General features: G+C 73.8%; 21 protein-coding genes. 13 read left to right on the top strand and 8 right to left on the bottom strand.

The annotated features are described in order from the left end of the window. Positions 1–21: 21 nt before the first annotated feature. A complete protein-coding gene (locus ACTVAJ_RS12860) occupies positions 22–783 on the bottom strand; it encodes a SpoIIAA family protein (protein ID WP_470388363.1) in 762 nt (253 codons plus the stop codon). 245 nt (positions 784–1,028) lie between these two features. Between ACTVAJ_RS12860 and ACTVAJ_RS12855 the strand changes: the two genes are divergently transcribed. Further along, the gene (locus tag ACTVAJ_RS12855; protein ID WP_470388362.1) at positions 1,029–1,712 is read left to right on the top strand and encodes a hypothetical protein; all 684 of its coding nucleotides are present in this window, start codon (positions 1,029–1,031) and stop codon (positions 1,710–1,712) included. Positions 1,713–1,722: 10 nt separating this feature from the next. Continuing rightward, positions 1,723–2,211, top strand: a complete 489-nt coding sequence (locus ACTVAJ_RS12850) for a MarR family winged helix-turn-helix transcriptional regulator (RefSeq protein ID WP_470388361.1) — start codon at positions 1,723–1,725, stop codon at positions 2,209–2,211. Positions 2,212–2,301: 90 nt separating this feature from the next. Here ACTVAJ_RS12850 and ACTVAJ_RS12845 read toward each other — a convergent pair whose 3' ends face one another. The 3 genes from ACTVAJ_RS12845 to ACTVAJ_RS12835 form a co-directional block, all read right to left on the bottom strand. Then, positions 2,302–3,255, bottom strand: a complete 954-nt coding sequence (locus tag ACTVAJ_RS12845; RefSeq protein WP_470388360.1) for a cation diffusion facilitator family transporter — start codon at positions 3,253–3,255, stop codon at positions 2,302–2,304. A 109-nt stretch (positions 3,256–3,364) separates the two neighbouring features. Beyond that, complete coding sequence (locus ACTVAJ_RS12840) at positions 3,365–4,261, bottom strand: phosphorothioated DNA-binding restriction endonuclease (RefSeq protein WP_470388359.1); 897 nt, start codon at positions 4,259–4,261, stop codon at positions 3,365–3,367. Between the two features lie 68 nt (positions 4,262–4,329). Further along, positions 4,330–4,851, bottom strand: a complete 522-nt coding sequence (locus tag ACTVAJ_RS12835) for a GNAT family N-acetyltransferase (RefSeq protein WP_470388358.1) — start codon at positions 4,849–4,851, stop codon at positions 4,330–4,332. Positions 4,852–5,070: 219 nt separating this feature from the next. Here ACTVAJ_RS12835 and ACTVAJ_RS12830 point away from each other — a divergent pair, with 219 nt between their 5' ends. Beyond that, positions 5,071–6,009 (top strand): amidohydrolase family protein, encoded by a 939-nt coding sequence (locus ACTVAJ_RS12830; RefSeq protein WP_470388357.1) that lies wholly within the window; start codon positions 5,071–5,073, stop codon positions 6,007–6,009. A gap of 52 nt (positions 6,010–6,061) precedes the next feature. On the opposite strand, the gene ACTVAJ_RS12825 is transcribed toward ACTVAJ_RS12830, so the two are convergent. Further along, positions 6,062–6,763 carry a CBS domain-containing protein gene (locus ACTVAJ_RS12825; RefSeq protein WP_470388356.1) on the bottom strand — a complete coding sequence of 234 codons (702 nt, stop codon included), beginning with the start codon at positions 6,761–6,763 and terminating at the stop codon, positions 6,062–6,064. A gap of 321 nt (positions 6,764–7,084) precedes the next feature. Between ACTVAJ_RS12825 and ACTVAJ_RS12820 the strand changes: the two genes are divergently transcribed. From ACTVAJ_RS12820 to ACTVAJ_RS12805, 4 genes are all read left to right on the top strand, one after another. Beyond that, positions 7,085–7,420, top strand: a complete 336-nt coding sequence (locus ACTVAJ_RS12820; protein WP_470388355.1) for a hypothetical protein — start codon at positions 7,085–7,087, stop codon at positions 7,418–7,420. A gap of 248 nt (positions 7,421–7,668) precedes the next feature. Beyond that, the gene (locus ACTVAJ_RS12815; RefSeq protein WP_470388354.1) at positions 7,669–8,781 is read left to right on the top strand and encodes a FecCD family ABC transporter permease; all 1,113 of its coding nucleotides are present in this window, start codon (positions 7,669–7,671) and stop codon (positions 8,779–8,781) included. After that, on the top strand, positions 8,781–9,572 hold the full coding sequence (locus tag ACTVAJ_RS12810; RefSeq protein ID WP_470388353.1) for an ABC transporter ATP-binding protein: 792 nt from the start codon (positions 8,781–8,783) through the stop codon (positions 9,570–9,572). The genes ACTVAJ_RS12815 and ACTVAJ_RS12810 overlap by 1 nt, the downstream gene beginning before the upstream one ends. Next, entirely contained in the window at positions 9,569–10,570 is a 1,002-nt protein-coding gene (locus ACTVAJ_RS12805) for an ABC transporter substrate-binding protein (protein ID WP_470388352.1), read from the top strand. Before ACTVAJ_RS12810 ends, ACTVAJ_RS12805 begins: the two co-directional genes overlap by 4 nt. A 73-nt stretch (positions 10,571–10,643) precedes the next feature. On the opposite strand, the gene ACTVAJ_RS12800 is transcribed toward ACTVAJ_RS12805, so the two are convergent. The 3 genes from ACTVAJ_RS12800 to ACTVAJ_RS12790 form a co-directional block, all read right to left on the bottom strand. Continuing rightward, positions 10,644–11,666, bottom strand: a complete 1,023-nt coding sequence (locus ACTVAJ_RS12800) for a pyridoxal-phosphate dependent enzyme (RefSeq protein WP_470388351.1) — start codon at positions 11,664–11,666, stop codon at positions 10,644–10,646. A 211-nt stretch (positions 11,667–11,877) separates the two neighbouring features. Continuing rightward, on the bottom strand, positions 11,878–12,669 hold the full coding sequence (locus ACTVAJ_RS12795) for a Rossmann-like domain-containing protein (protein ID WP_470388350.1): 792 nt from the start codon (positions 12,667–12,669) through the stop codon (positions 11,878–11,880). Next, positions 12,666–13,388 carry a class I SAM-dependent methyltransferase gene (locus ACTVAJ_RS12790; protein WP_470388349.1) on the bottom strand — a complete coding sequence of 241 codons (723 nt, stop codon included), beginning with the start codon at positions 13,386–13,388 and terminating at the stop codon, positions 12,666–12,668. Before ACTVAJ_RS12790 ends, ACTVAJ_RS12795 begins: the two co-directional genes overlap by 4 nt. 388 nt (positions 13,389–13,776) lie before the next feature. On the opposite strand from ACTVAJ_RS12790, the gene ACTVAJ_RS12785 reads away from it, so the two are divergent. The 6 genes from ACTVAJ_RS12785 (at position 13,777) to ACTVAJ_RS12760 (ending at position 21,233) form a co-directional block, all read left to right on the top strand. Beyond that, positions 13,777–15,048, top strand: coding sequence for an MFS transporter (locus ACTVAJ_RS12785; RefSeq protein WP_470388348.1), 1,272 nt, complete (start codon positions 13,777–13,779; stop codon positions 15,046–15,048). 57 nt (positions 15,049–15,105) lie between these two features. Continuing rightward, positions 15,106–16,566: a PepSY-associated TM helix domain-containing protein gene (locus ACTVAJ_RS12780; protein ID WP_470388347.1), complete on the top strand. Its 1,461-nt coding sequence runs from the start codon at positions 15,106–15,108 to the stop codon at positions 16,564–16,566. A gap of 16 nt (positions 16,567–16,582) precedes the next feature. Next, positions 16,583–17,773: an MFS transporter gene (locus ACTVAJ_RS12775; protein ID WP_470388346.1), complete on the top strand. Its 1,191-nt coding sequence runs from the start codon at positions 16,583–16,585 to the stop codon at positions 17,771–17,773. A gap of 81 nt (positions 17,774–17,854) precedes the next feature. Then, positions 17,855–19,003 (top strand): serine/threonine-protein kinase, encoded by a 1,149-nt coding sequence (locus ACTVAJ_RS12770; RefSeq protein ID WP_470388345.1) that lies wholly within the window; start codon positions 17,855–17,857, stop codon positions 19,001–19,003. Positions 19,004–19,161: 158 nt separating this feature from the next. After that, positions 19,162–19,851 carry a response regulator transcription factor gene (locus ACTVAJ_RS12765; protein WP_470388344.1) on the top strand — a complete coding sequence of 230 codons (690 nt, stop codon included), beginning with the start codon at positions 19,162–19,164 and terminating at the stop codon, positions 19,849–19,851. Beyond that, the gene (locus tag ACTVAJ_RS12760) at positions 19,848–21,233 is read left to right on the top strand and encodes a sensor histidine kinase (protein ID WP_470388343.1); all 1,386 of its coding nucleotides are present in this window, start codon (positions 19,848–19,850) and stop codon (positions 21,231–21,233) included. The genes ACTVAJ_RS12765 and ACTVAJ_RS12760 overlap by 4 nt, the downstream gene beginning before the upstream one ends. The last annotated feature ends 6 nt before the right edge of the window (positions 21,234–21,239 follow it).

The raw sequence follows: 21,239 nt of genomic DNA, 5'->3' as shown, positions 1-21,239 counted from the left end.
CACGGGTTTGCCGGGCCCGCCTCAGCCGTCGTCGGCCGGCCGCGGCGGGCCCGCGGCCCAGGCCACGGCGGCGTCGAGGTCGTCGTAGTCGAAGTGGCGCAGTTCGGCCCGGACGAAGTGGTTGGCCAGGTGGGGCATCAGGTCGGCGACTCTGCTGTCCGCCGCGAGTGCCACCCTGCGGACCCGCCGGTGGTGGTCGCGGACGAAGCGCACGTGGCGGAGGAGGCTCGTGATGTTCTCCCACCCCGGGAAGTCCCGGGTGTGCACGACGATTCCGGCCAGTTCGTCGTGCGTGGCGAGCCAGGTGTCCGCGGTCTGCGCCAGCGCGTCGAAGTCCTGGACCCGCAGCGGCGCGTCGACCTCCGCCACGAGGACCCTGGACCGGGGATCGAGGCGGTGGGACAGGCCCGGCCCCTCGGGCAGGGCGGCCAGCCAGCGGAGGGCTCCGTCACGGTCGTCGACGTCGAAGACGCGCACCGGGCACGGGGCCAGGAAGCGCCCGAGGCGGGTCGACTGACGGATCCATCCGGTGTCGGTCACGACCGCGCAGCCCTCGAAGAGCCGCATGGAGCCCATCCCGACCTTGAGGTCCTCCCAGGCAGCCCCGGGGGTGAAGGAATCGAACTCCGGACCGAACTCGCAGAGCATGCGGACGCGGCGGCCCTCGCGTCGGGCCTCGTCGATGATCGGTTCGATCACCGTCTCGTAGTCGTCCTTGGTGACGTCGCCGACGGCCTTGAGCGCGTCGACCCCCGCGGGTGCGTTCGCGATCCTCTCCAGCATGGCCCTCTCCCCTTCTCTCCACTGTGACGCGACTCGACCAGGAGGGGGAGGGCAGGCGGGGTGCCCTCCACGGTCTACCCCGGCAGGCCGTCGGGTACACCCGGCGCGCGTCTCCCGGACCGTGCGTCCCGCGGGCCGGGGGGCGTCCCGGGGGCGGGAATCCATCCTGGATGCCGCGCAGGGCCGGATGTACACTTCGGGTATCCGAAATGAGTTGCACAAAGGTCCGGGAAAGGTGTTCCACCGTGGACGCGAGAACCGAGAAGTACCCGAAGGCGACGTTTCGTCCCCCCTCCCCCTCCGGTTACGTCTACGCCGGGCTGTCGGTCGACCCGCCCCGCGCACCCGTGGTCCGCAAAAGCGCCCGGCGTGACGACGCGATCCGGGAGTGCCGCTCCCTGGTGCGGGGGCTGACCGACCGTCCCGAGGTCGTCCGCGCGCGGGTGTTCGAGTCGGTCCTCATGCCGCCCCTGCGCGGGCTTCCCCGCTGCGACGTGCTGGTACTCGTGGAGACCTCCTCCCCGGACACCATCGCCGACGTGCGCGCCTCGGCTGGTTTCGGGGAGATCGGGGCGGAGATGGTCATCCCCGCCCGCAACCCGGCCCGGATCGGCGACACGGAGAACCCCTCCGACGGCGTCTACCTGTTCAACCACTTCCTCGCCGATGACGGCGCGAGGGCGGAGCTGGTCTGGGAGAGCCTCACCGGCTGGTACACGACCAAGGTCGGTGTGGACAACTCCACGCCGCTGCTGCCCGTCGAGCAGGGCCGTTTCGCGTTCGTCAACTACGCGAGGCTTCCGGGGCGGGCCGTTCCCTTCCTGCTCAACCAGCTCCTCCGGCCGAGTTTCCACGGTTTCGTCAGAAGCCGTCTCAGGGCCAACGGGATGAGCGCCCTCCCGCTCCTGTGCCGCCCGGCCGACGGATAGCATCACTCCCATGGGTGGGGAAGAGGCCGAGGACGGCGCGCGGGTTCCGGACATGGAACTGGTCGAGGGCGCGCTCCGGTTCATCCCGATGCTGGAGGTCTACTACCGGCGGGCGCCGGGCGAGATGCCCGAGGCGCTCCGCCGCGTCTTCGAACGCCACCACCTGACCGGGCGGCACGGCACCATCCTGGCGCAGCTCACCATCGTCGAGGAGATCAGGATGGGCGACCTGTCGGCACGGCTGGGCGTCGGCCCCTCCACCGTCAGTGAACTGGTCAGCGACCTCGCGAGCCTGGGCATGGTGGTCCGCCGCAGCGATCCCGACAACCGTCGGCGTGTCCTGGTCTCCCTGGCCGAGGACCAGCGCGAGACCATGCGTGCCTTCATGGCCAGACGCTCCGCCCCGCTCGTTCGCGCGTTCGCCGGCCTGTCCCCGGAGGAGGCCAGGGGCTTCGCCGCGGGGCTGGAGGCGTGGGCGCACGAGGTGTACGCGGACTGACCCGGGCCGGGGGGCGTCCCTCGGGGACGGACGGGGGCGGAGGGTGTTCGTTCCGGCCCTCCGCCGTGCCCGACCGTTCCGGCGGAGGCCCTACTCCTCCTCGGTGGAGGTGCCGGTCCCGGCGGAGTGGAGGGTGCGCCTGAGGTCGGGCTCGATGTAGATGAGCCGGGCGATCGGGACGGCCTCGCGGACGCGCGCCTCGGCCGCGTCGATGGCCCGGGCGACCCGTGCGGCGTCGTCCTCGCCGTCGACCTCCACCTTGGCGGCCACCAGCAGCTCCTCCGGGCCCAGGTGCATGGTGCGCATGTGGATGACGGAGTCGATGTCCTCGGTTCCGGCGATGGCCCGCTCGATCTGGCGCACGTGCTCCTCGGTCGCGGACTCCCCGACCAGGAGGCTCTTCATCTCGACGGCCAGGACAATGGCGATGGCGACGAGCAGGAGGCCGATCGCGGCGGTGCCCAGGCCGTCCCAGATCCCGTTGCCGGTGATGAGGGTCATGCCGACGCCGATGAGCGCGAACACGAGGCCGATGAGGGCTCCGGCGTCCTCCAGGAGGATGACCGGCAGCTCGGGCGACTTGGAGCGGCGGATGAAGTCGACCCAGCTCGCCTTGCCGCGCACGGCGTTGGACTCCTTGATCGCCGTGCGCATGGCGCTCGACTCCAGGATGATGGCGACCACCAGGACGGCGACCGGGACCCAGCGCCAGTCCTCGATCGGGTGCGGGTCGGAGATCTTGTGCCAGGCCTCGTAGAGCGCGAACAGGCCGCCGACGCTGAAGAGCACGATCGCGACGAGGAAGGCGTAGATGTAGCGCTCGCGGCCGTAGCCGAAGGGGTGCGCCGCGGTGGCGTCGCGCTTGGCGCGCTTTCCGCCGAGGAGGAGCAGGCCCTGGTTCCCGGAGTCGGCGACGGAGTGGATGGACTCCGCCAGCATGGACGAGGATCCGGTGAGGAGGAACGCCACGAACTTGGTCACCGCGATCCCGAGGTTGGCGCTCAGGGCCACGACGACGGCCTTGGTACTTCCATCAGCAGCCACTGTGCTCTTCTCTCTGCTCTTCCGGCTCAGTCCGGGTCGCATCCTAGCGATGCCGGGTGCCGCAGGTCATACCGGAGGTGAACGGACGCCGCCCCGTGGCCGGCTCCGGCTACCCCGCGAGGGCCGGGAGGTCGCCGCGGAAGACCTCCCGGCCGTGCCAGTCGACGTGGTCGGGTTCGACCGCCGGGTCGGCGCCCCCGGGGCGGTTCAGCGGCCGCCCCCGCAGGGAGGACACGAGCCGCTCCGAGGCCGGGGAACGCCCCCCGAACCGGGAGGAGACGGCGACGGTGTGGTCGCGCGAGAGGCCGAGGACGCCCCTGTCGAACAGCCGGTGGTGGATCGAGCACAGGCACAGGCCGTTGGTCAGGTCGTCGGGGCCGCCGAGCGCCCACCAGCGCACGTGCGCGGCCTCCAACGCCACGGGTCCGCCGTCGATCCACCCGTCGTACCCGCAGAAGGCGCACCGGTGGTCGTAGGCGTCCAGGACCAGGTCCCGGAAGCGGGGGTCGCGGCGTCCCGCGACGAAGCGGACGTCACCGTGGCGGTCGGCTCCGCCGTCCAGGCTCAGGCCCGCGAGCGTGCAGATCTCCGCGTGCAGCGAGGGTGCGAAGTTCGCGTCGAGGAGGTGGCGCGCGATGCGGACGGCCAGGGCGGGGTCCGCCGACAGGGCCGCGGAGAACTCCGGGCTCAGGCTGCCGCGCGCGTCCTCCCTCCGCAGTCGGGGGGCGGTGTCGGCGTCGCACGCTCTCCCGTCCGGCGTCGTGACCCGCCACAGGCCGTCGCTGGCCAGGTGGTGGAAGGGATAGTGCGGCGTGGGTCTGCGGGGAGGTCCGAACTCACGGAGGAGGTCGGCCAGATGCCGCTCGGCCCCGCTGTAGGGGATGGGGCGGGCGCCGTGGCGTTGGTGGTGTCCCAGCGCGTAGAGCAGCAGGAGGGGTTTGTGGGGGGCGCGGTAACCGTTCTGGTTCCAGCGCCTGATCGCCGCGACCCGCTCGATCCAGTCCATCCCGCGACCCTAGCGCGAGGCCCCGTCCCGGTCCGTGGCCGCCGCCTTCGCGGGGACGCCCGCCGGACCTACACCGCGGCAGGCGGAGCGCCCCCCTGCGCGGGGACGCGGAACGAGATCCACACGTCCGGCGGCAGGTCCGGACGCCCCGGCACCGGCTCGCGCCGCTCGGTCCACCCGGCACCGGCGGTCTCCGTGGCCGCGCGGCGCCAGAACCGGACCGCGGCGGTGTTGGCGTCCTGGAAGGCCACCTCCCACGGCCCCGGGTACCCGGCCACGACCTCCCGGACCGCCCGCAGGCCGATCCCCCTCCGCCGGGCCCCGCGCACGACGAAGAAACTGTTCAGGACACGCACCGGACCGCCCACACCGCGGACCAGGGCGAGACCGACGGGGCGGCCCTCACTCGTCAGGAGGTAGGGCGCCCAGTCCGCGTCGGTGAGGGCCGCGCGGAGCCGGTCGTCGCGGAAGGTCCCGTCCGGGTTGGGCAGCACACCGTGGAACTCCGACAGGTCGTGATGGAACATCAGCCACAGCCGTTCCATCGTCGGGCGGTCGGAGTCGTTCGCGGGGCGGACGAGGTCGGGCATGGGGCTCCTTCGCGGGATCGGGGGCGGTCTCCGTGGCACGAAGCAAGCCTCCCCGGCGGACGCGCGGATCCAACCCCGGGAGGGCTCCGGTTCCGCCGGGAACTCCGACAGCGGCGGGTGACTCCCGCGTCCTGCCGCGTGACCCGGTGCCACCCGTGTGGTGCGCCGGGGCCGGTGTGGCATCGTCGTCACCCTGCAGAGGAACGAGGGGGAGCCGGTATGCGCACGGAACCGGAGCGGCGGGCCGCCGACGACCGGGAGAGGGTCGCGGCGTTCCGCCGGTCGCTCGGACTGGCCGCCCTGGTGGACGTACACACCCACTTCATGCCCGAGCGGGTCCTGACGAAGGTGTGGGCCCACTTCGACCAGGCCGGTCCGCTCGTGGGACGGCCCTGGCCCATCACCTACCGCCACGAGGAGGAGGAGCGGGTGGAGACGCTGCGGGGCTTCGGCGTCCGCGCGTTCACGTCGATGCTGTACCCGCACCGGCCCGGCATGGCGCGCTGGCTCAACGACTGGTCGGCGGAGTTCGCCGCGCGGACCCCCGAATGCCTGCACACGGCCACCTTCTTCGCCGAGCCGGGCGCCCCCGACGACGTGCGGCGCGCCCTCGACCAGGGTGCGCGGGTGTTCAAGTGCCACCTCCAGGTCGGCGGGTTCGATCCGAACGACCCGGTGCTGGAGCCGGTGTGGGGGCTGCTGGCCGAGGCCGGAACACCGGTCGTGACCCACTGCGGTTCCGGTCCGGTTCCGGGGGCCTTCACCGGCCCGGGCCCGATCGGCTCCGTGCTGGACCGCCACCCGGGGCTGCGGCTGGTCGTCGCGCACCTGGGCGCGCCCGAGTACGAGGACTTCCTCTCCCTGGCCGAGCGCCACACGCACGTCATGCTGGACACCACGATGGCGTTCACACCGTTCATCGAGGACATGGCACCGTTCCCGCGCGCCGCACTGCCCCGGCTGGCGGACCTGGGCGGGAGGGTCCTGCTCGGTACGGACTTCCCGAACATCCCCTACCGCTACGCCGACGCGCTCGACGCCCTGGAGGCCACCGGCCTGGGGAGGGCGTGGCTGCGCGCGGTCTGCCACGACAACGCCGCGCGGTTGTTCGGACTGGCGCCCCGGAACCCGCCCGCCGACAGCGCCGGACCGGTGTGAGGAGGCCGTTCCCACCGCGGTCGGACGCCCCTTGCGCCGGGCGGGTCCGGGGTCACGGCGTCACGGAGCGCCAGCGGACGTGTTCGGGAACGACGTCGTCGACGTGCCAGTCGAGACTGGACTCGACGGAGACCACCCCCTCGACCCGCTGGGCGCGGCGGACCAGTTCCTGGGCCTCGCTGCGCAGCCGCACGGTGCCGGTCAGGTGGACCACTCCGTTGGCCACCGTCGCGGTCGGATCCTCGTCGCGCGCCCGGTTCATGACCTCGGTGATCTCACCGCGCACCTCGTCGGCGAGGTCGGCGTCCCCGCGCAGGAACACCCGCAGCAGGTCGGACCGGCTCACGATCCCGACCAGGCGCGTCCCCTCGTCCACCACCGGAAGGTGCTTGACACCGCGCCGTTCCATCAGCCGCGCCGCCTCGACCACGCTGTCGTCGGGCCCCACCGTCACGGCCGGGCGCGTCATGAGTTCGGCCGCGCTCGTGGCCTGGGCCTTGTCCCGCGCCGCGCCGCCGACGCCCAGGTGCGCGCGCAGACGGGCCCTCGGCGGCGGGACGTAGTCACCGCCCTTGAACTCCTCCTTGTGGAGCAGGTCCTCCTCCGACACCACCCCGACCACGCGCCCCTCCTCGTCGGTGACGGGCAGAGCTCCCACGTGGTGGTCGACCAGCGCTTCGAGGACCTCCCGGTAACCGGCGTCCTCCGTGACGGCGACCACCTGGGACGTCATGACACTGCGGACCGTACTCATCGCGGACCCCCCTCGTCCGTCGGGCCGCCGACCCGGGTGGGCGCGCGGCCGTCGAGTCCCCTTCCAGGCTACTCCGGGAACCCGCTCCGACCAGGGGCGACGACGGCATGGAGTGCACCCCGCGGCTCCCCTTCGGCACCGGACCACGGTGGCCGGGCGGTGGTCGCGGCACCGGTCGAGAGGGTGGGCCCGCGACCGTGCCCCGGCGGGCAAAGACACGGCACCCGACCGGCGTTGCCCACCCACTCCTGTCGCCCCCGGTCATTGAATGGGCACGTTTGGCAATGTCCCATCCGTCGAGCATGACTGGAGCACCCGAACGTGTTGAAGCGTCTCGCCGTCACCGCCGCCACCGCCGTGGTGGCGCTGCCGTTGTTCACCGCACCCGCCCACGCCGCCGAGGGCGTCGTCCTCTTCAGGCACGGCCTCGCGAACAACCCCGTCACCATGGCCGCCGACCCCGCCGAGGGCTGCCACGACATCCCGCAGGTGTTCCCGGGCCTGCCCTCCGCGGAGCGGGCCAAGAACCGCACCGACGGACTCCTGCGCTTCTACATGTCGCCCGACTGCCACCACCCCACGGGCCGAAAAGCGCGGCCCGGGGACGTCGTGAAGATCCAGGGTGCGCTGTCCTTCGAGGTCATCGACCTGGAGTAGCAGCACCGCGATCGGCGGCGGCCGTGCGCGACGACGGTCCGCGCACGGCCGCCGCCGCGTCCCGGCCCCGGCCGCGACCGGGGGTTGACAGAATGATTATCATTTTCATTGTCTACCCCGCCTCGCCCCCCGCCCAGGGGAGAGGACCGCCCTCGCCCCTGCCCTCCCACCCGTCACGCCCCCGCGAACCCCGGCGCCGGTCCCCCGCCGCCGACCGTTCCCCCGTCCCGAGAAGGAAGGTGCGCCCCGTGGCGCGGACCGCATCCCCGCCCCCGACCACCCCGCCGGCGCCCGTCCGCGAGCCCCGCGCCCCGAGAACCCCCCGCCGCCTCTCGGGCACCGCCCGGACGGTCGCCGCCCTGTCCGTCCTGCTGGCCGCCTCCGCCGTGCTCGCCATCGGCCTGGGGTCGGCGGTGGTCGCCCCCCTCGACACCCTCCGCTACCTGTGGGCGGGCACCACCGGCGACCTGATCGGCGCCGACGAGGTCACGCGCTACCAGATCGTCTGGCAACTGCGCACACCCAGAGTCCTCCTCGCGGCGGCCGTGGGCGCGGGGCTGGGCGCCGTCGGCGTCGCCGTCCAGGCGCTGGTCCGCAACCCGCTGGCCGACCCGTTCATCCTGGGCGTCTCGTCGGGCGCCTCGGTCGGCGCCGTCGCGGTGGGCGTCTTCGGCGTCCTGGGCTCCCTGGGCGTCTACGCGGTCTCGGCGGGCGCCTTCCTGGGTGCGCTGGGCGGGACGGTGCTCGTCTACCTCGCGTCGCTGTCGGCGGGCGGCATCACACCGCTGCGCCTGGTCCTGACCGGTGTCGCGCTGTCGTTCGGCTTCCAGGCGGTCATGGGGGTGATCGTCTACCTCGTCCCCGGCAACGAGGCCACCAGCACCGTCCTGTTCTGGACGATGGGCGGCTTCGGCGCGGCGACCTGGGGCTCCCTGCCGCTGGTCACGGCGATCGTGGTCACCGGGACCGCCCTGCTGGCCTCGGCCAGCCGCCGCCTGGACGTCATGACGCTCGGCGACGAGACCGCCGCCAGCCTGGGTGTGGACACCGACCGCCTGCGCCGCGGCCTGTTCCTGGTCACCGCGCTGATGACCGGTGCGATGGTCGCGGTGAGCGGCGCGATCGGGTTCGTCGGCCTGGTCATCCCGCACGTCGTGCGCATCGTCGTCGGCGCGGGCCACCGCCGGGTGCTGGCGGTCGCGCCGCTGGTCGGCGCGGTGTTCATGGTCTGGGTCGACCTGGTCGCCCGGGTGGTCGCCGCCCCGCGCGAACTGCCGCTGGGCTTCATCACCGCCCTGGTCGGCGTCCCCGTGTTCGTCCTCCTGCTGCGCCGCAGGGGCTACCTGTTCGGAGGCCGCTGATGGAACTGCGCCTGGACGGGCTCTCGGTCAGCGTCGGCGGCGCGGAGCTGGTGCGCGAACTGTCACTGGAGGTGCCCAAGGGACACGTGGTGGGGCTGGTCGGCCCCAACGGGTCGGGCAAGTCGACCGCGTTGCGCTGCGTCTACCGGGCGCTGCGCCCCTCGCGCGGCACGGTGTGGCTGGACGGGCGGGACCTGGGCGGGCTGGGCCTGCGCGAGAGCGCCCGGTCGGTCGCCGCACTCACCCAGGAGGGCGGCAGCGACCTGGACTTCACCGCCGCCGAGGTCGTCGCGCTCGGTCGCACCCCGCATGTGAGGGGGAACCGTTCCCCGGACGCACGCGAGCGGGAGCTGTGCCGTGCGGCGATGCAGCGCATGGACGTCGCCCACCTGGCCGACCGGGGTGTGCTCTCCCTGTCCGGCGGCGAGCGCCAGCGCGTCCTCCTCGCGCGCTGTCTGGTGCAGGAACCGCAGGTCCTCGTCCTGGACGAGCCGACCAACCACCTCGACGTGCGGCACCAGATCGGGCTGCTGTCGCTCGTGCGGAGCGCGGGGATCACCGTCCTGCTCGTCCTGCACGACCTCAATCTGGCCGCCGCGGTCTGCGACCGCATCGGCGTGCTGTCCGAGGGCCGCCTGGTCGCCTCCGGAACCCCCCGGGAGGTCCTCGTCCCCGAGCTGGTCGAGCGGGTCTTCGGTGTGGCCGCCACGGTCGTCCCCCACCCCCTGACCGGAGACCCCCAGCTCCTCTACACCCTCACCCCCCACACACCAGAGGAAGGCACCACATGAGCCACCGATCCGGCCGACCAAGGCGCGCCCCCGCCGCTCTCGGCGTCCTCGCGCTGCTGACCGCGGGCTGCGGGGCCCAGGTCGAGGGCGCCGAGGACGCCGCCGCCGGGACCGTCACGGTCAACCGCTGCGGCGAGGAGGTCGAGTACACGACGCCGCGGAGCGCGGTGGTCTACGAGGGCGGCAGCGCGGACAAGATGTTCGCGCTCGGCCTGACCGACCACGTGCACGGCTACGTCCTGCCGCCCGCCAACCCGCCGGTCTCGGAGTCCCCCTGGGCCGCCGAGTACGAACGGGTGGAGTTCCTCAGCGACGACCTGCTCAACCGCGAGCTCGTGGTGGACGCCGAGGCGGACTTCGTGCTCGCCGGGTGGCAGTCCGGCTTCAGCGACGAGCGCGGGATCACCCCCGAGATCCTCGACGGGCTGGGCATCCAGAGCTTCGTGCACGCCGAGTCCTGCTACAACTACCCGAACTTCCCCGAGCACCACACCCCGTTCGAGGGCCTGTACACCGACCTGGAGCGGCTGGGCCGGATCTTCGGCGTCGAGGAGCGGGCCGAGGAGCTCGTGACCGGGTACCGGGAGCGGGTCGAGGCGGTCCGGGAACAGGCGCCCGGGGGCGACCCGGTTCCGGTGTTCCTCTACGACTCGGGCACCGAACAGCCGTTCACGGCGGCGAGCCAGGTGCCCGCGAACGACATCATCGAGTTCGCGGGGGGTGAGAACGTCTTCGGCGACCTGGACGAGCGGTGGACCCAGGTGGGTTGGGAGGCCGTCGTGGCGGCCCAGCCGGAGGTGATCATCATCTTCGACTACGGGGACCAGCCCGCCGAGGACAAGATCGGGTTCCTGCGGGAGTACGAGGCCACCGCCGACCTTCCCGCGGTCCGGAACGACGCCTTCTACGTCCTCGACTACAACGAGGGCATCTCCAGCCCGCGCAACATCGACGGCCTGGAGGGCTTCGCCGAGTACCTGCGCGGACTGAACAGGTAGGAGCGGACCAGCACACGCGGGCCCGTGCGGAGGCGATCCGCACGGGCCCGTTCGCGGTGGGGGTGGAGCCCGGTCAGGCGGTGCGGTCGAACCGGGCCCGGCGCGGCGCCCCGGCCCGACGCCACTCCATACGCGCCCAGGGGAGCTGGAGTTCGGAGGTGTCGGCGATGTCCAGCGGCTTGAGGTCCTCGACCGCCTCGGCCTCCCGGTGCCGGGCGAACACCGAGTCGGTGTACCGGTGTCCGGTGTCGGCGGCGACGAACAGCACCGTCCGGCCGGGGTCGCGCTCGCGCTCCCACCGCGCGGCCAGGTAGGCGGCGCCGCTGGAGAGCCCGGCGAACACGGCGTGCCGCCGGAGCAGGTCGACCGTCCCGGCCAGGGCCGCCTCGAAGCCGGTCCAGTGCACGGTGTCGTAGAGGGTGTGGTCGACGTTGCCGAAGGGGATGGCGCTGCCGATGCCCGCGATGATGATGTCCCGGTCGGGCACGCCGTCGCTGGCGAAGGTGACGCTGCCGAACGGCTGCACGCCCACGAGGCGGGTGTCCGGGTCGGTCTCGCGCAGGTAGGTGCCGAGCGCCCCGCTGGAGACGCCGGTCCCGACGCCGCACACGAGTGTGAGGTCGCCGCCGCCCGTCTCCCGGCGGATCGTCTCGGCGGTCTCGCGGTACCCGAGGTGGTGGACGGGGTCGTGGTACTGGCGCATCCAGTGGTAGCCGGGGTTCGCGGCGAGGATCTCCCGGACGCGGCGCACACGGCGGTTCTGGTCGAGCCGGAGGTCGTCGGTGGACTCCATCTGCTCCAGGTGCACGCCCAGGATCTCCAGTTGCGCGCGCAGGGTGCGGTCGACGGTGGTGGAGCCGATGATGTGGCAGCGCAGCCCGTACCGGTGACAGGCCAGCGCGAGGGCGTGGGCGTAGACACCGCTGGAGCTGTCGATCACGGTGTCGCCGGGACGGACGGCCCCGGTCTCGATGAGGCGGTGGACCGCGGCCAGGGCCGAGACCACCTTGAGGGTCTCGAACCGCAGGCACAGGAGGCCGTCGCCGAGGTCGATGAGGTCGGGGCGGCCGATCGCTTCGGACACGTGCTCGTCCACGGTCGTTCTCCTTGGTGAGGGTGGGGCCATGCCGGGCGGAGGTCATCCGCACGAGGGCGGAACCACGCCGTGGTCGGCCATGGAGGGTGGTGGAGGGCGACGGGAGGGCGGGAGTCCGCCCGTCGCGCGCGGCGACCCCGGTGAGCGGGGACGGGCGGGCGCGCGGGAGGGACGGGGCGCGCGCCCGCCCTGCTCGGGGGGGCCGGTCCGGTCAGGCCGCGCCGGTGGCCCGGTAGCGGTAGAGCGTGGTGGGGTCGGCGCTGAACTGGGAGAAGGGGAAGGGTTCGGCGCAGACCCCGGCGACCCCGTGCCCGAGGAAGGCGCGGGCGACGGCGCTCGCGCTCTGGGCGTAGACGTGGAGCGGGATGTCGCGCTCGCGGCAGCGCGCGAGGAGCTCGTCGAAGGTGCCGTTGCCGAGGGTCATGCCGGTGGCCACGACGGCGTCGGCGGCGTCGACCACCTCGGCCATCGACTCCGTGACCGGGTCGCCCCACCGGGTGGTGCGCAGGTTGAGGTCGCAGGGCAGGCACTCGCCGCCGCGGTCGCGGATCGCGGCCACGAGGGGGTTGACGACGCCGATGAGCGCGATCCTGGCCCCCTCGGTGACGGGGGCGAGCCCGGCGATGGCGGCGTCGCGGGCGGCGGCGCGCTGTTCCGGCGTCCCCGCGGGCAGGGTGAGCGGCTCGGCGCGGGGGTCGTCGCGGTGCGGGCGGGTGTGGGCGAGGTAGGCGTCCAGGGCGGCGATCCGCAGGGGCGTCGGGCCGTCGGCCAGCAGGTCGGCCAGGGGCGCGCCGGAGACCTCGCGGCACAGGTCCGGCGGGATCTGCCCGTCCTCGAAGGCGCAGGCCCCGAAGGAGCCGCCGACACGGACGGCGACGTACTGGTTGAGGTAGGTGGTGCCGCTCCCGGCCAGGCGGGTGCCGTGGTGCAGCCAGAAGACGCTGGTGGCCGCGGTGTCGCCGACCCGGTCGAGGGCGTCGCGGAAGAGGTCGTCGAGGGTCATCGGCGCTCGGCCTCCCGGAAGCGGAAGAGGTAGGTCACGACGCCGTCGCCCCAGTCGTGGCGGTGGTGGACCTCGGCGGAGAAACCGGATCCCTCGGCGTGGACGACGATGCGGCGCAGGTCGGCGGTGTTGGAGGCGATGAGGTGGACCTCGGCGCCGGAGGCCAGGAGGGAGCGCTCGCGGAGCTGGGTGAAGAACGTCGCGGTGATCGGCGCGCCGACGCAGACGTTGCGCACGACGTCGGGGTCGGTGCTGGTGGGATGGCTGACAGCGGGTGGGTTGAAGGTGACCACGTCGAAGCGGGCGTCGTCGGGCAGGCCGGCGAACATGTCGCTGACCCAGGGCACGAGCCGGGTGGCGGTGCCGCCGTCGAGGACGCGGTCGAAGTTGCGGGCGGCGGCCTCGACGCTGGGGGCGTGGACGTCGATCGCGTGGACCTCGTCGGCCCCGCGGACCCCGGCGACGACGGCCTCCACGCCGAGGCCGACGCCCATGGCGGCGTACCGGCGCCCGCGCACGTCGATGTCGTCGTCCAGGAGGCGCTGGTGGATCATCCGGCTGGTCCCGCCGGGCAGGAAGACCCCGGGCGGCACCTCGAAGTCCCAGCCGTTCCAGGTGTAGGAGCGGGTGGTGCGCAGGTCGTTCCTGGGCGGGTTGACGGCGAGGATCTGCTCGGCGGGCAGTGGCGGAGGCAGCTCGGCCGCGAGGGAGCGGTCCACGGGGGTCCTTCCTGGGGCGGGTGTGGCACGCGGACGCGGAGGGGGTACGGGGCGTCCGTGTGCCGGAGGTCGTGCGCTATCTTAGTGAAAACGATAACCGTTGTCATCAGAGGGTGCCGGGAAACCCGTGCGCGACGCCGTCGATCGACCCGTCACGGAGGCGCACCGCCCCGGGAACGGTGTCGGCCCCGGCGCGGGGGGCGGACGGTGAACGGCGTCGGCTCCGCGCAGGGGCGCCGGTTCCGGGAACGGCCTCCGCCCCGGGATGTGCGCCCGGCACGGGACCGGCACAGCGCACGGTGTCGGCCATGCGCCCGGCACGGCCCCGTGAACGGGTCCGCACCGGCACCGCCTCACCGACCACACGCGGAAAGGACATCGAACGAACGTGGCCCCTCCCCAGGAGACCGAGACCGCAAGCCCCTCCCCACCACGCGCATCCGTACTGCGGGACCCGGCCTTCCTCCGGCTGTGGTCGGGAAACACCGCCTCCGGCCTGGCCACGTGGGCGATGCCGTTCATCCTCGGCCTGGCCGTCCTGGACGGTTCACTCACCGCCGTGGGGCTCGGCCTGACCCTGGCCGCCCGCACCGCCGGTTTCCTCCTCGCCCTCCCGCTCGGCGGTCTGGTCGCCGACCGGTTCTCCCGCAGGTCGGTGGTGCTGTGGGCGGGGCTCACCGCGGCGGTGGCCACACCGGTGGTCGCCATCGGCGCGGGGACCTCGGCCATCGTGCTCGCGACGGTCGCGGCGGCGTTCGTCGGAGCGGGTCAGGGGGCGTGCCGACCCGCGTTCCAGGCGCTGACCGCCGAGGTCGTCGACGAACCCCGCCGCCAGCGGGCCAACGCGGCGCTCACCATCTCCGTCCGGGTGACCACCCTGGTCGCCCCCGCGCTGACGGCGCTACTGTCGGCTGTCCTGGGAACGACCGCCCTGCTGCTGCTCACGGCCGCGATGTGGGCGGTCGCGGCACTGGCCCCGCCCGGGGGGACACGGGTGCGGCCGACCCCGGAACGGACGGCGGGGCGGCGGTGGTCGCCGGTCGCCGACTTCGCCGACGGGCTGCGCGAGGCCCGTCGGCACACCTGGTTCCTCGCCGGACTGGGCGCGCTGACCTCCGTCATCGCCGCCGGGTACTCCGCGACCAACGTCCTCCTTCCGGTGGTCAGCCGCGACACCTTCGGCACCGAGGCGGTACTGGCGGGCGCGATGACCGCCTACACCGCCGGGGCCCTGGCCGGGGCGGTGCTGATCGGGCGGTGGCGGCCCGCCGCCCCGGGATGGGCCGCGCTGGCCGGCCTGGCGCTGTACGGACTCGCGCCGCTGAGCCTCCTGTTCCCCGTGAGTCCGTGGACGGTGGTCGCGGCCTACGTGTTCGCGGGGATCGGGATCGAGCTGTTCAACGTGCCGTGGTTCACCGCCGCGCAGCGGGAGGTCGATCCCGACAAGCTCGCCCGGGTCTCCTCGCTCGACTTCCTCTTCTCGTACGGTCTGGCGCCGGTCGGACTGGCGCTGATCGCCCCGGCGGCACAGGCGTTCGGCGCCCAGGCGGTGCTGGCGGTGTGCGCGGCCCTGTGCTTCCTCGGTCCGGGCGCCGCCGCGCTCGCCCCCGGAGCCAGACACTTCGGCGCGGGAACCGGACGGACCACGCGAACGACCTGAACGGGGAGGACAGCACCGGCATCGGCGCGACGCGCCGGCGACGAGGGGAACGCCGCCATGGAACAGGACGAGGACACACCTGCCGAGGACGCGGCCGAACGGGCGCGGGGCGGGACGTGGACGGCACTCCGGCCGCTGCTCCTGCGGCTGCACTTCTACGCCGGGGTGTTCGTCGCCCCGTTCGTCCTGGTCGCGGCGGTCACCGGCCTGTTGTACGTGTGGACGCCGCAGATCGAGGACGCCGCCTACGCCGACCTGCTGCGCGTCGAACCCGCCGGGGAGGCCCTGCCGCTGCACGAACAGGTACGGGCGGCGCGGGAGGAACTGCCGGACGCCGAACTCGACGCGGTACGCCCGCCCACCGGCGCGGGCGACACCACACGGGTGCTGTTCGCCGTGCCCGGTCTGGGGGCGGGGCAGCGGGCCGCGGTGTTCGTCGACCCCTACGACGGCGACGTGCTCGGGGTGACCGAGTCCTACGGCACCAGCGGGGCGCTGCCCGTGCGCACGTGGATCGAGGTGTTCCACCGGAACCTGCACCTGGGTGACGCCGGGCGCCTGTACAGCGAACTCGCGGCCAGCTGGCTGTGGGTGGTCGGGCTGGGCGGCCTCACGCTGTGGGTCGCCCGCGTGCGGCGTTCCCGGGGCGGGGCGCGCCGTGCGCTGGTACCCGGTTCGGGGACGTCCCCGGGGCGGGCGCGGTCAGTCTCGCTGCACGGCGCCACCGGCCTGTGGATCCTGGTCGGCCTGCTCTTCCTGTCGGCGACGGGGATGACGTGGTCGCAGTACGCGGGCGGAAACATCGCCGACCTGCGGGAGCGGCTGTCCTGGACCACCCCCTCGGTGTCCGTGGCGGCCACGCCCGCCTCGCCCGGCGTGGACCTGGGCGTGGACGCGGTGCTGGACAGCGCGCGGAACGCGGGGCTGGACGGCCCGATCGAGATCGGCTACCCGCAGACGCCCGCCTCCCCGTACGTCGTCGACCAGCTCGACCGGCTCTGGCCGACGCGGGCGGACAGCGCGGCGATCGCGCCGGACACGGCGGAGGTCACCGACGTGGTGCGGTTCGCCGACCACCCGCTGATGGCCAAGGTCACCCGGTGGGGGATCGACGCCCACATGGGGTTGCTGTTCGGGGTGGCCAACCAGGTCGTGCTGACCGCGCTGGCCCTGGGGCTGCTGGCCGTCATCGGCTGGGGCTACCGGATGTGGTGGCAGCGGCGGCCCACCCGGGCGCGGTCGCTGGGGGTCGGCCGCCCCTACCCGCGTGGCGCCTTCCGCGCCCTGCCGCTGCCGCTGAAGGCGGCGGTCGTGGTCGTGCTGGCGGCGGTCGGCTGGGCGGTACCGCTGGTCGGCGTGTCGCTGTCCGCGTTCCTGGCGGTGGACGCCGTCCTCGGGTGGCGTGGCCGAAGGCGCGGCCGGTCGGTGGAGGAGGCGGATGTGCCGGTCGGGTCGGGCTCGGCGGAGGGGTCCCGCGAGGGGGATGAGACACTGAGCGGGCCCGTGAATACCCCCTGACCGTATCGGAGCGCCGATGACCCCTGACCGTCTGGAGGAGACGAGGACGCCCGACCGGGTGGGCGGCACGACCGTGCTGCTGACCCTGGTCATGGCCTGGTCGATGCTGCCGCTGTTCACGGTGGCGGCGTTGGCTCCGCGGCTCGGCCCCGACCTGGGCACGGGACCGGCGGAGTTGGGGCTCGCGGTCGGAGCCGGGTTCGCGATGGCCGCCGTGCTGTCCCCCGCGGCCGGGCGGCTCACCGACCGCTGGGGACCGCGGCGGTGCACGGTCGGGCTGCTGGTGCTGGCGGCCGTCGGGCTGGGGCTGCTGGCGGCGGCGCGGGACCTGGTCACGCTGTGCCTGGCGCTGGCTCTGTGCGGGCTGCCCCAGGCGTTCGCCAACCCGGCGACCAACAAGGCGGTCCTGCGGTCGGTGCCCGCCGGGCGGCGGGGCGGGGTGACCGGGTGGAAGCAGTCCGGGGTGCAGCTGGGCGCGCTGGTGGCGGGGGTCCCCCTGTCGCTGGTCGCGGCCTGGTCGGGGTGGCGGGTCGCGGTCGCGGCGGCCGCCGCGGTCGCACTGCTGCTCGCGGTGTGGGCGCTGGTCGTGCTCGCCGCCGACGCCCCGGGCGGTGGCGCACGGGGCGCGGGCGCCGAGCCGCTGCGCGGTCCGGTGGCGCGGCTGGCGGTGTTCTCGCTCTTCCTGGGCGTGGGCGTGTCGTCGATGAACGCGCACGTGGGGCTGTTCGCCGCCGACGGGCTGGGGTTGGCCCCGGTGGCGGCGGGTCTGGTGGTGGCGGTGCTCGGTGTCGCCGGGGTGCTGGGCCGGGTGCTGTGGGCGGCGAGGGCCGACCGCCGGGGACCGTTCCGCCTGCTGGCGCCGCTGGCGGGCGGGGCCGTCCTGGGTCCCGTGCTGCTGGTGGCGGCGGCGTGGGTTCCGGCGCTGGTGTACCCGGCGGCGGTCGCCGTCGGGGGGCTGGCGGTGGCGGCGAACGCGGTGTCGATGATCGCGGTGATGACCGCCGTGCCCGGCCCCCGGGCGGGGCGGGCCACGGCGCTGGTGTCGGCCGGGTTCTTCGCGGGGTTCGCGCTCGGCCCCGGGGTGCTGGGCGCGCTCGCCGAGGGGTTCGGTTACGTGTACGCGTGGGGCTGGCCCGCGGTCGCGCTGCTCGCGGCGGCGGCGACGGCGGCCCCGTGGCTGCGGAGGGAGGGGGGTCGTGAACGCTGAGGACGTGGCGGCCGTGACCGCCCAGGACCGGATGCGCGCGGGCGGCGGCCCGGCGGCCCGGCCCCCGGAGGCGTGGTGGCGGTGACCGACGGACGAACGCCAAAGAACGGCGGGGGCGAGCCCGGGCGGGCGAACGCCGCCGCGCCGCCGACGGCGGCGCGGCGGATCCTCGACACGCTCCTCGACGGCGTCGACGACCTGCACCCGAGGCTGGACGGCCGGTATCCGCTGTTCCGGCGTCCGGGCGACGCGTGGGTCACGAGTCAGCGCGGTTCGTGGACCGGCGGGCTCTGGGCCGGGCTGCTGTGGCTGCGGGTGTTGGAGCGTCCCGGTTCGGCGCGGGTGGACGCCGCCCGGCGGGCGAGCGAGGGGCTGGCGGTGTGGGCGGAGGCGGACACGGCCACGCGCGGACTGGTGTTCTGGTACCCGCTCGCGCTCTCCCGGTTCGCGCTCGCGGAGGGTCCGGCCCCGTTGGAGGAGGCGGCCGGTCGGGCGGCGCGGTCGTTGGCCGGGCGGTTCTCGTCCGGGGCCGGGGCGGTCCCGTGGGGTGGCGCCTTCGGGGGCGCGGGCGACCTCGTGCGTGTGGACGGTGCGCCTGGCGTGGCGCAGTTGACGCGGGAGGCACCGGGGGTTTCGGCGTCGGTCGCGGCGATCGGAACGGCACACCTGGTCCGGCACCTGCGGCTGTGCTGGAACGGGTCTGCCGTGGTGCCCGTGTGGCGGCTGGACGGGAACGGTGCGGTGCGCGACGCCGCGCCGACGCGGTTCTGGTCGCGTGGGCGCGCGTGGTTGCTGACGGCGTTCGCGGACGCGGTGCGGCTGGGGGCCGTGCCGCACGACGATCCGGCGCTGGGGGAGGTACTGGACGCGGACGCGCCGCTGGTGCCCCCGGCCGACGCGGAGGACGCCGAGGGGCCGGTGGACACCGGGGCGGCGGCGATCGAGGCGGCCGCGCTGCTGCGGGTGGCGCACGCGCTGGAGACCGCGCGAACGCACACGCCCGCCGCCCCGGCGCCGGACCCCGCGCGCCGTGTGACGGCCGCCAGAGCGCGGGCGCACGCGATCGTGCGGACGCTGGAGAGCGACCACCTGGGAACGCACGGCCTCGGCCAGGGGTCCTACGGGACCGCCGACGGGCTGGTCACCGGGATCGAGTCCGTGTGGGGGAACTTCTTCCTCGCGCTGGCGGCGGCGATGGCCCTGGGCACCGTCCCCGCGGACCTCGTCTGACCTCTCAGTCCCGCGCCACCGGACGAATGGCGCGGGACCGGAAGCCGTACCGTGATGACGGTGTGCTCACGGGCGGAGGTACGCTGGCGCGACAGGGACCCGTTGGGTTCCTCCACGCACCTCTCCTCGCAAGGGGACATCCACCAAGGTTCGCGTCCATGCCCACCATCCTGCTCGCGGAGGACGACCCCGCCATCAGCCGCGCGGTCAAGCAGTCGCTGCTACTCGAGGGATACCGGGTCGTCACCGTCGATGACGGCGTCGCAACGGTCGCCGCGGTCAGCAAGGACGCCCCGGACCTGCTCGTCCTGGATCTGATGATGCCCGGTCTGGACGGGCTGTCGGTGTGCCGCGTCCTACGGGCCCAGGGCGACCGGACGCCGATCCTCGTCCTCACCGCCCGGACCCAGGTCTCCGACCGCGTGGCCGGACTCGACGCCGGTGCGGACGACTACCTCGTCAAGCCCTTCGAGCCCGAGGAACTGCTCGCCAGGCTGCGCGCCCTGCTGCGCCGGGCGTCGCCGAGCGTCGCGGACGACAGGGCGGAGGCGGAACTGACCGCGTCCGATGTGCGGCTCGACCCCGGATCGCGCCGGGTTTGGCGCGGCGCAGAGGAGATCGTCCTGTCCCGAACGGAGTTCGACCTGCTTGAGCTGCTGATGCGCAACCGCGGGGTGGTGGTGGACCGCGCCACGATTCACGAACGTGTCTGGGGCTACGACTTCGGCGCCGGTTCCACGAACCTCAGCGTGTTCATCAGCCATCTGCGACGCAAACTGGCCCGCCCGGGCGCCTCCGAGGTCATCCACACCGTCCGGGGCGTCGGCTACACGATCCGCGCGACGTGAACCGCCCCCGTCGGGCCCGGCTGAGTCTGCGTCTGACCTTCTCGTTGCTGTTCGCCGCGATCGCGGCGCTGGTCGCCATCGGAGTGGGCACCCTGAGCTACGGCCTGGCATCCGCGCTGATCTGGCGGGAGACCGAGGACGACTTCGCCCGCGCAGTGGAGGCGGTGGCGGAACGCGCCGTCGACGAGGGCGACGTGACGACGGAGGATCTGGTCGAACCGGAGCCGAATGAGACGGACCTCGGCGACATGCTGGCCGGATCCCGCACGTTGATCGGCCAAATCCTGGGCCCGGCGGGGAGGATCGTCGACGCGGGCCGTCCCTGGCCGCTGCCGGTGTCGGACACCGACCGGTGGGCGGCGAGGGCCGCAGAACCCGGCCTCACCGCGAGCAGTGAGGTGGAGACGAACGGTGAGCGGGTGCGGATCACGGCAGTCTCCCTCGGCGGCGCGCGCGGAGCGGTCCAGGTGGCACAGCGGCTGAGCGAGGTGGACGGACTGCTGGCCAACCTCAGGAGCAGCGTCATCGCGGTGGGCGTCACGGTCTCGGCCGCCGCCGGGGTGTGCGGCTGGTTTGTGGCGGGTCGGGTGACCCGCGGGCTCGTCCGGCTGACACGGGTGGCCGAGGAGGTGGCCCACACCGGGCGGCTGGACCTGCCCGTGCCCGCAGGCGGACGGGACGAGGTCGGCCGACTGGGCGCGGCCTTCGACGCGATGCTGGGTCGACTCGCCCGGTCCAAGGACGCCCAACAACGGTTGGTGCGGGAGGCGGGCCATGAACTGCGCACTCCGCTGACGAGCCTGCGCGCCAACATCTTCCTGCTGCACCGTTTCGAGGACCTGCCGCCCGCCGCCCGAGGGCCGCTGTTGGCGGACCTGACGATGGAGTCCAGGGAACTGATCCAGCTCGTCGACGAGCTGGTGGAACTCGCGACGGACACCCGCCAGCCGGAGGAGGTGGAGCCGGTCGAACTCGCCGCGATCGCGGGAGGGGTGGCCGAACGCTTCCGGGTCCGTGCCGGTCGGGAGATCACCGTCGAGGCCGACTCCACCGCCGTCGACGGTCGGCCGCTGGCCCTGGAACGCTGCCTGTCCAACCTGATGGAGAACGCGACGAAGTTCGATTCGTCCGGAGAACCGCTGGAGATCGTGATCTCCCGGGGCCGCGTCGAGGTCAGGGACCGCGGCCCCGGCGTGCCGGACCTGCCGGAGGGTCGGCTCTTCGACCGCTTCTACCGGGCCCCCGAGGCCCGCGGAACGCGAGGCTCGGGGCTGGGTCTGGCGATCGTACGGGATGTGGTGGTCTCGCACGGTGGAACGGTGTTCGCCGGGAACCGCGAGGGCGGCGGCGCGGTGATCGGCTTCGAGCTGCCTGAGCGCTGAGCCGAG

Source organism: Nocardiopsis sp. KDC1DS13DA1 (assembly GCF_055632325.1).
Note: the sequence above shows the minus strand (reverse complement) of the source record. Positions and strands in the feature narration are given on the sequence as shown.

Bases quoted from the DNA above. Each gene is read 5' to 3' on its own strand.
- ACTVAJ_RS12805 (WP_470388352.1), top strand. From the start codon at position 9,569: ATGAGCCACCGATCCGGCCGACCAAGGCGCGCCCCCGCCGCTCTCGGC.
- ACTVAJ_RS12835 (WP_470388358.1), bottom strand. From the start codon at position 4,851: ATGCCCGACCTCGTCCGCCCCGCGAACGACTCCGACCGCCCGACGATG.
- ACTVAJ_RS12780 (WP_470388347.1), top strand. From the start codon at position 15,106: ATGGAACAGGACGAGGACACACCTGCCGAGGACGCGGCCGAACGGGCG.
- ACTVAJ_RS12840 (WP_470388359.1), bottom strand. From the start codon at position 4,261: ATGGACTGGATCGAGCGGGTCGCGGCGATCAGGCGCTGGAACCAGAAC.
- ACTVAJ_RS12810 (WP_470388353.1), top strand. From the start codon at position 8,781: ATGGAACTGCGCCTGGACGGGCTCTCGGTCAGCGTCGGCGGCGCGGAG.
- ACTVAJ_RS12860 (WP_470388363.1), bottom strand. From the start codon at position 783: ATGCTGGAGAGGATCGCGAACGCACCCGCGGGGGTCGACGCGCTCAAG.
- ACTVAJ_RS12775 (WP_470388346.1), top strand. From the start codon at position 16,583: ATGACCCCTGACCGTCTGGAGGAGACGAGGACGCCCGACCGGGTGGGC.
- ACTVAJ_RS12795 (WP_470388350.1), bottom strand. From the start codon at position 12,669: ATGACCCTCGACGACCTCTTCCGCGACGCCCTCGACCGGGTCGGCGAC.
- ACTVAJ_RS12850 (WP_470388361.1), top strand. From the start codon at position 1,723: ATGGGTGGGGAAGAGGCCGAGGACGGCGCGCGGGTTCCGGACATGGAA.
- ACTVAJ_RS12825 (WP_470388356.1), bottom strand. From the start codon at position 6,763: ATGAGTACGGTCCGCAGTGTCATGACGTCCCAGGTGGTCGCCGTCACG.
- ACTVAJ_RS12830 (WP_470388357.1), top strand. From the start codon at position 5,071: ATGCGCACGGAACCGGAGCGGCGGGCCGCCGACGACCGGGAGAGGGTC.
- ACTVAJ_RS12765 (WP_470388344.1), top strand. From the start codon at position 19,162: ATGCCCACCATCCTGCTCGCGGAGGACGACCCCGCCATCAGCCGCGCG.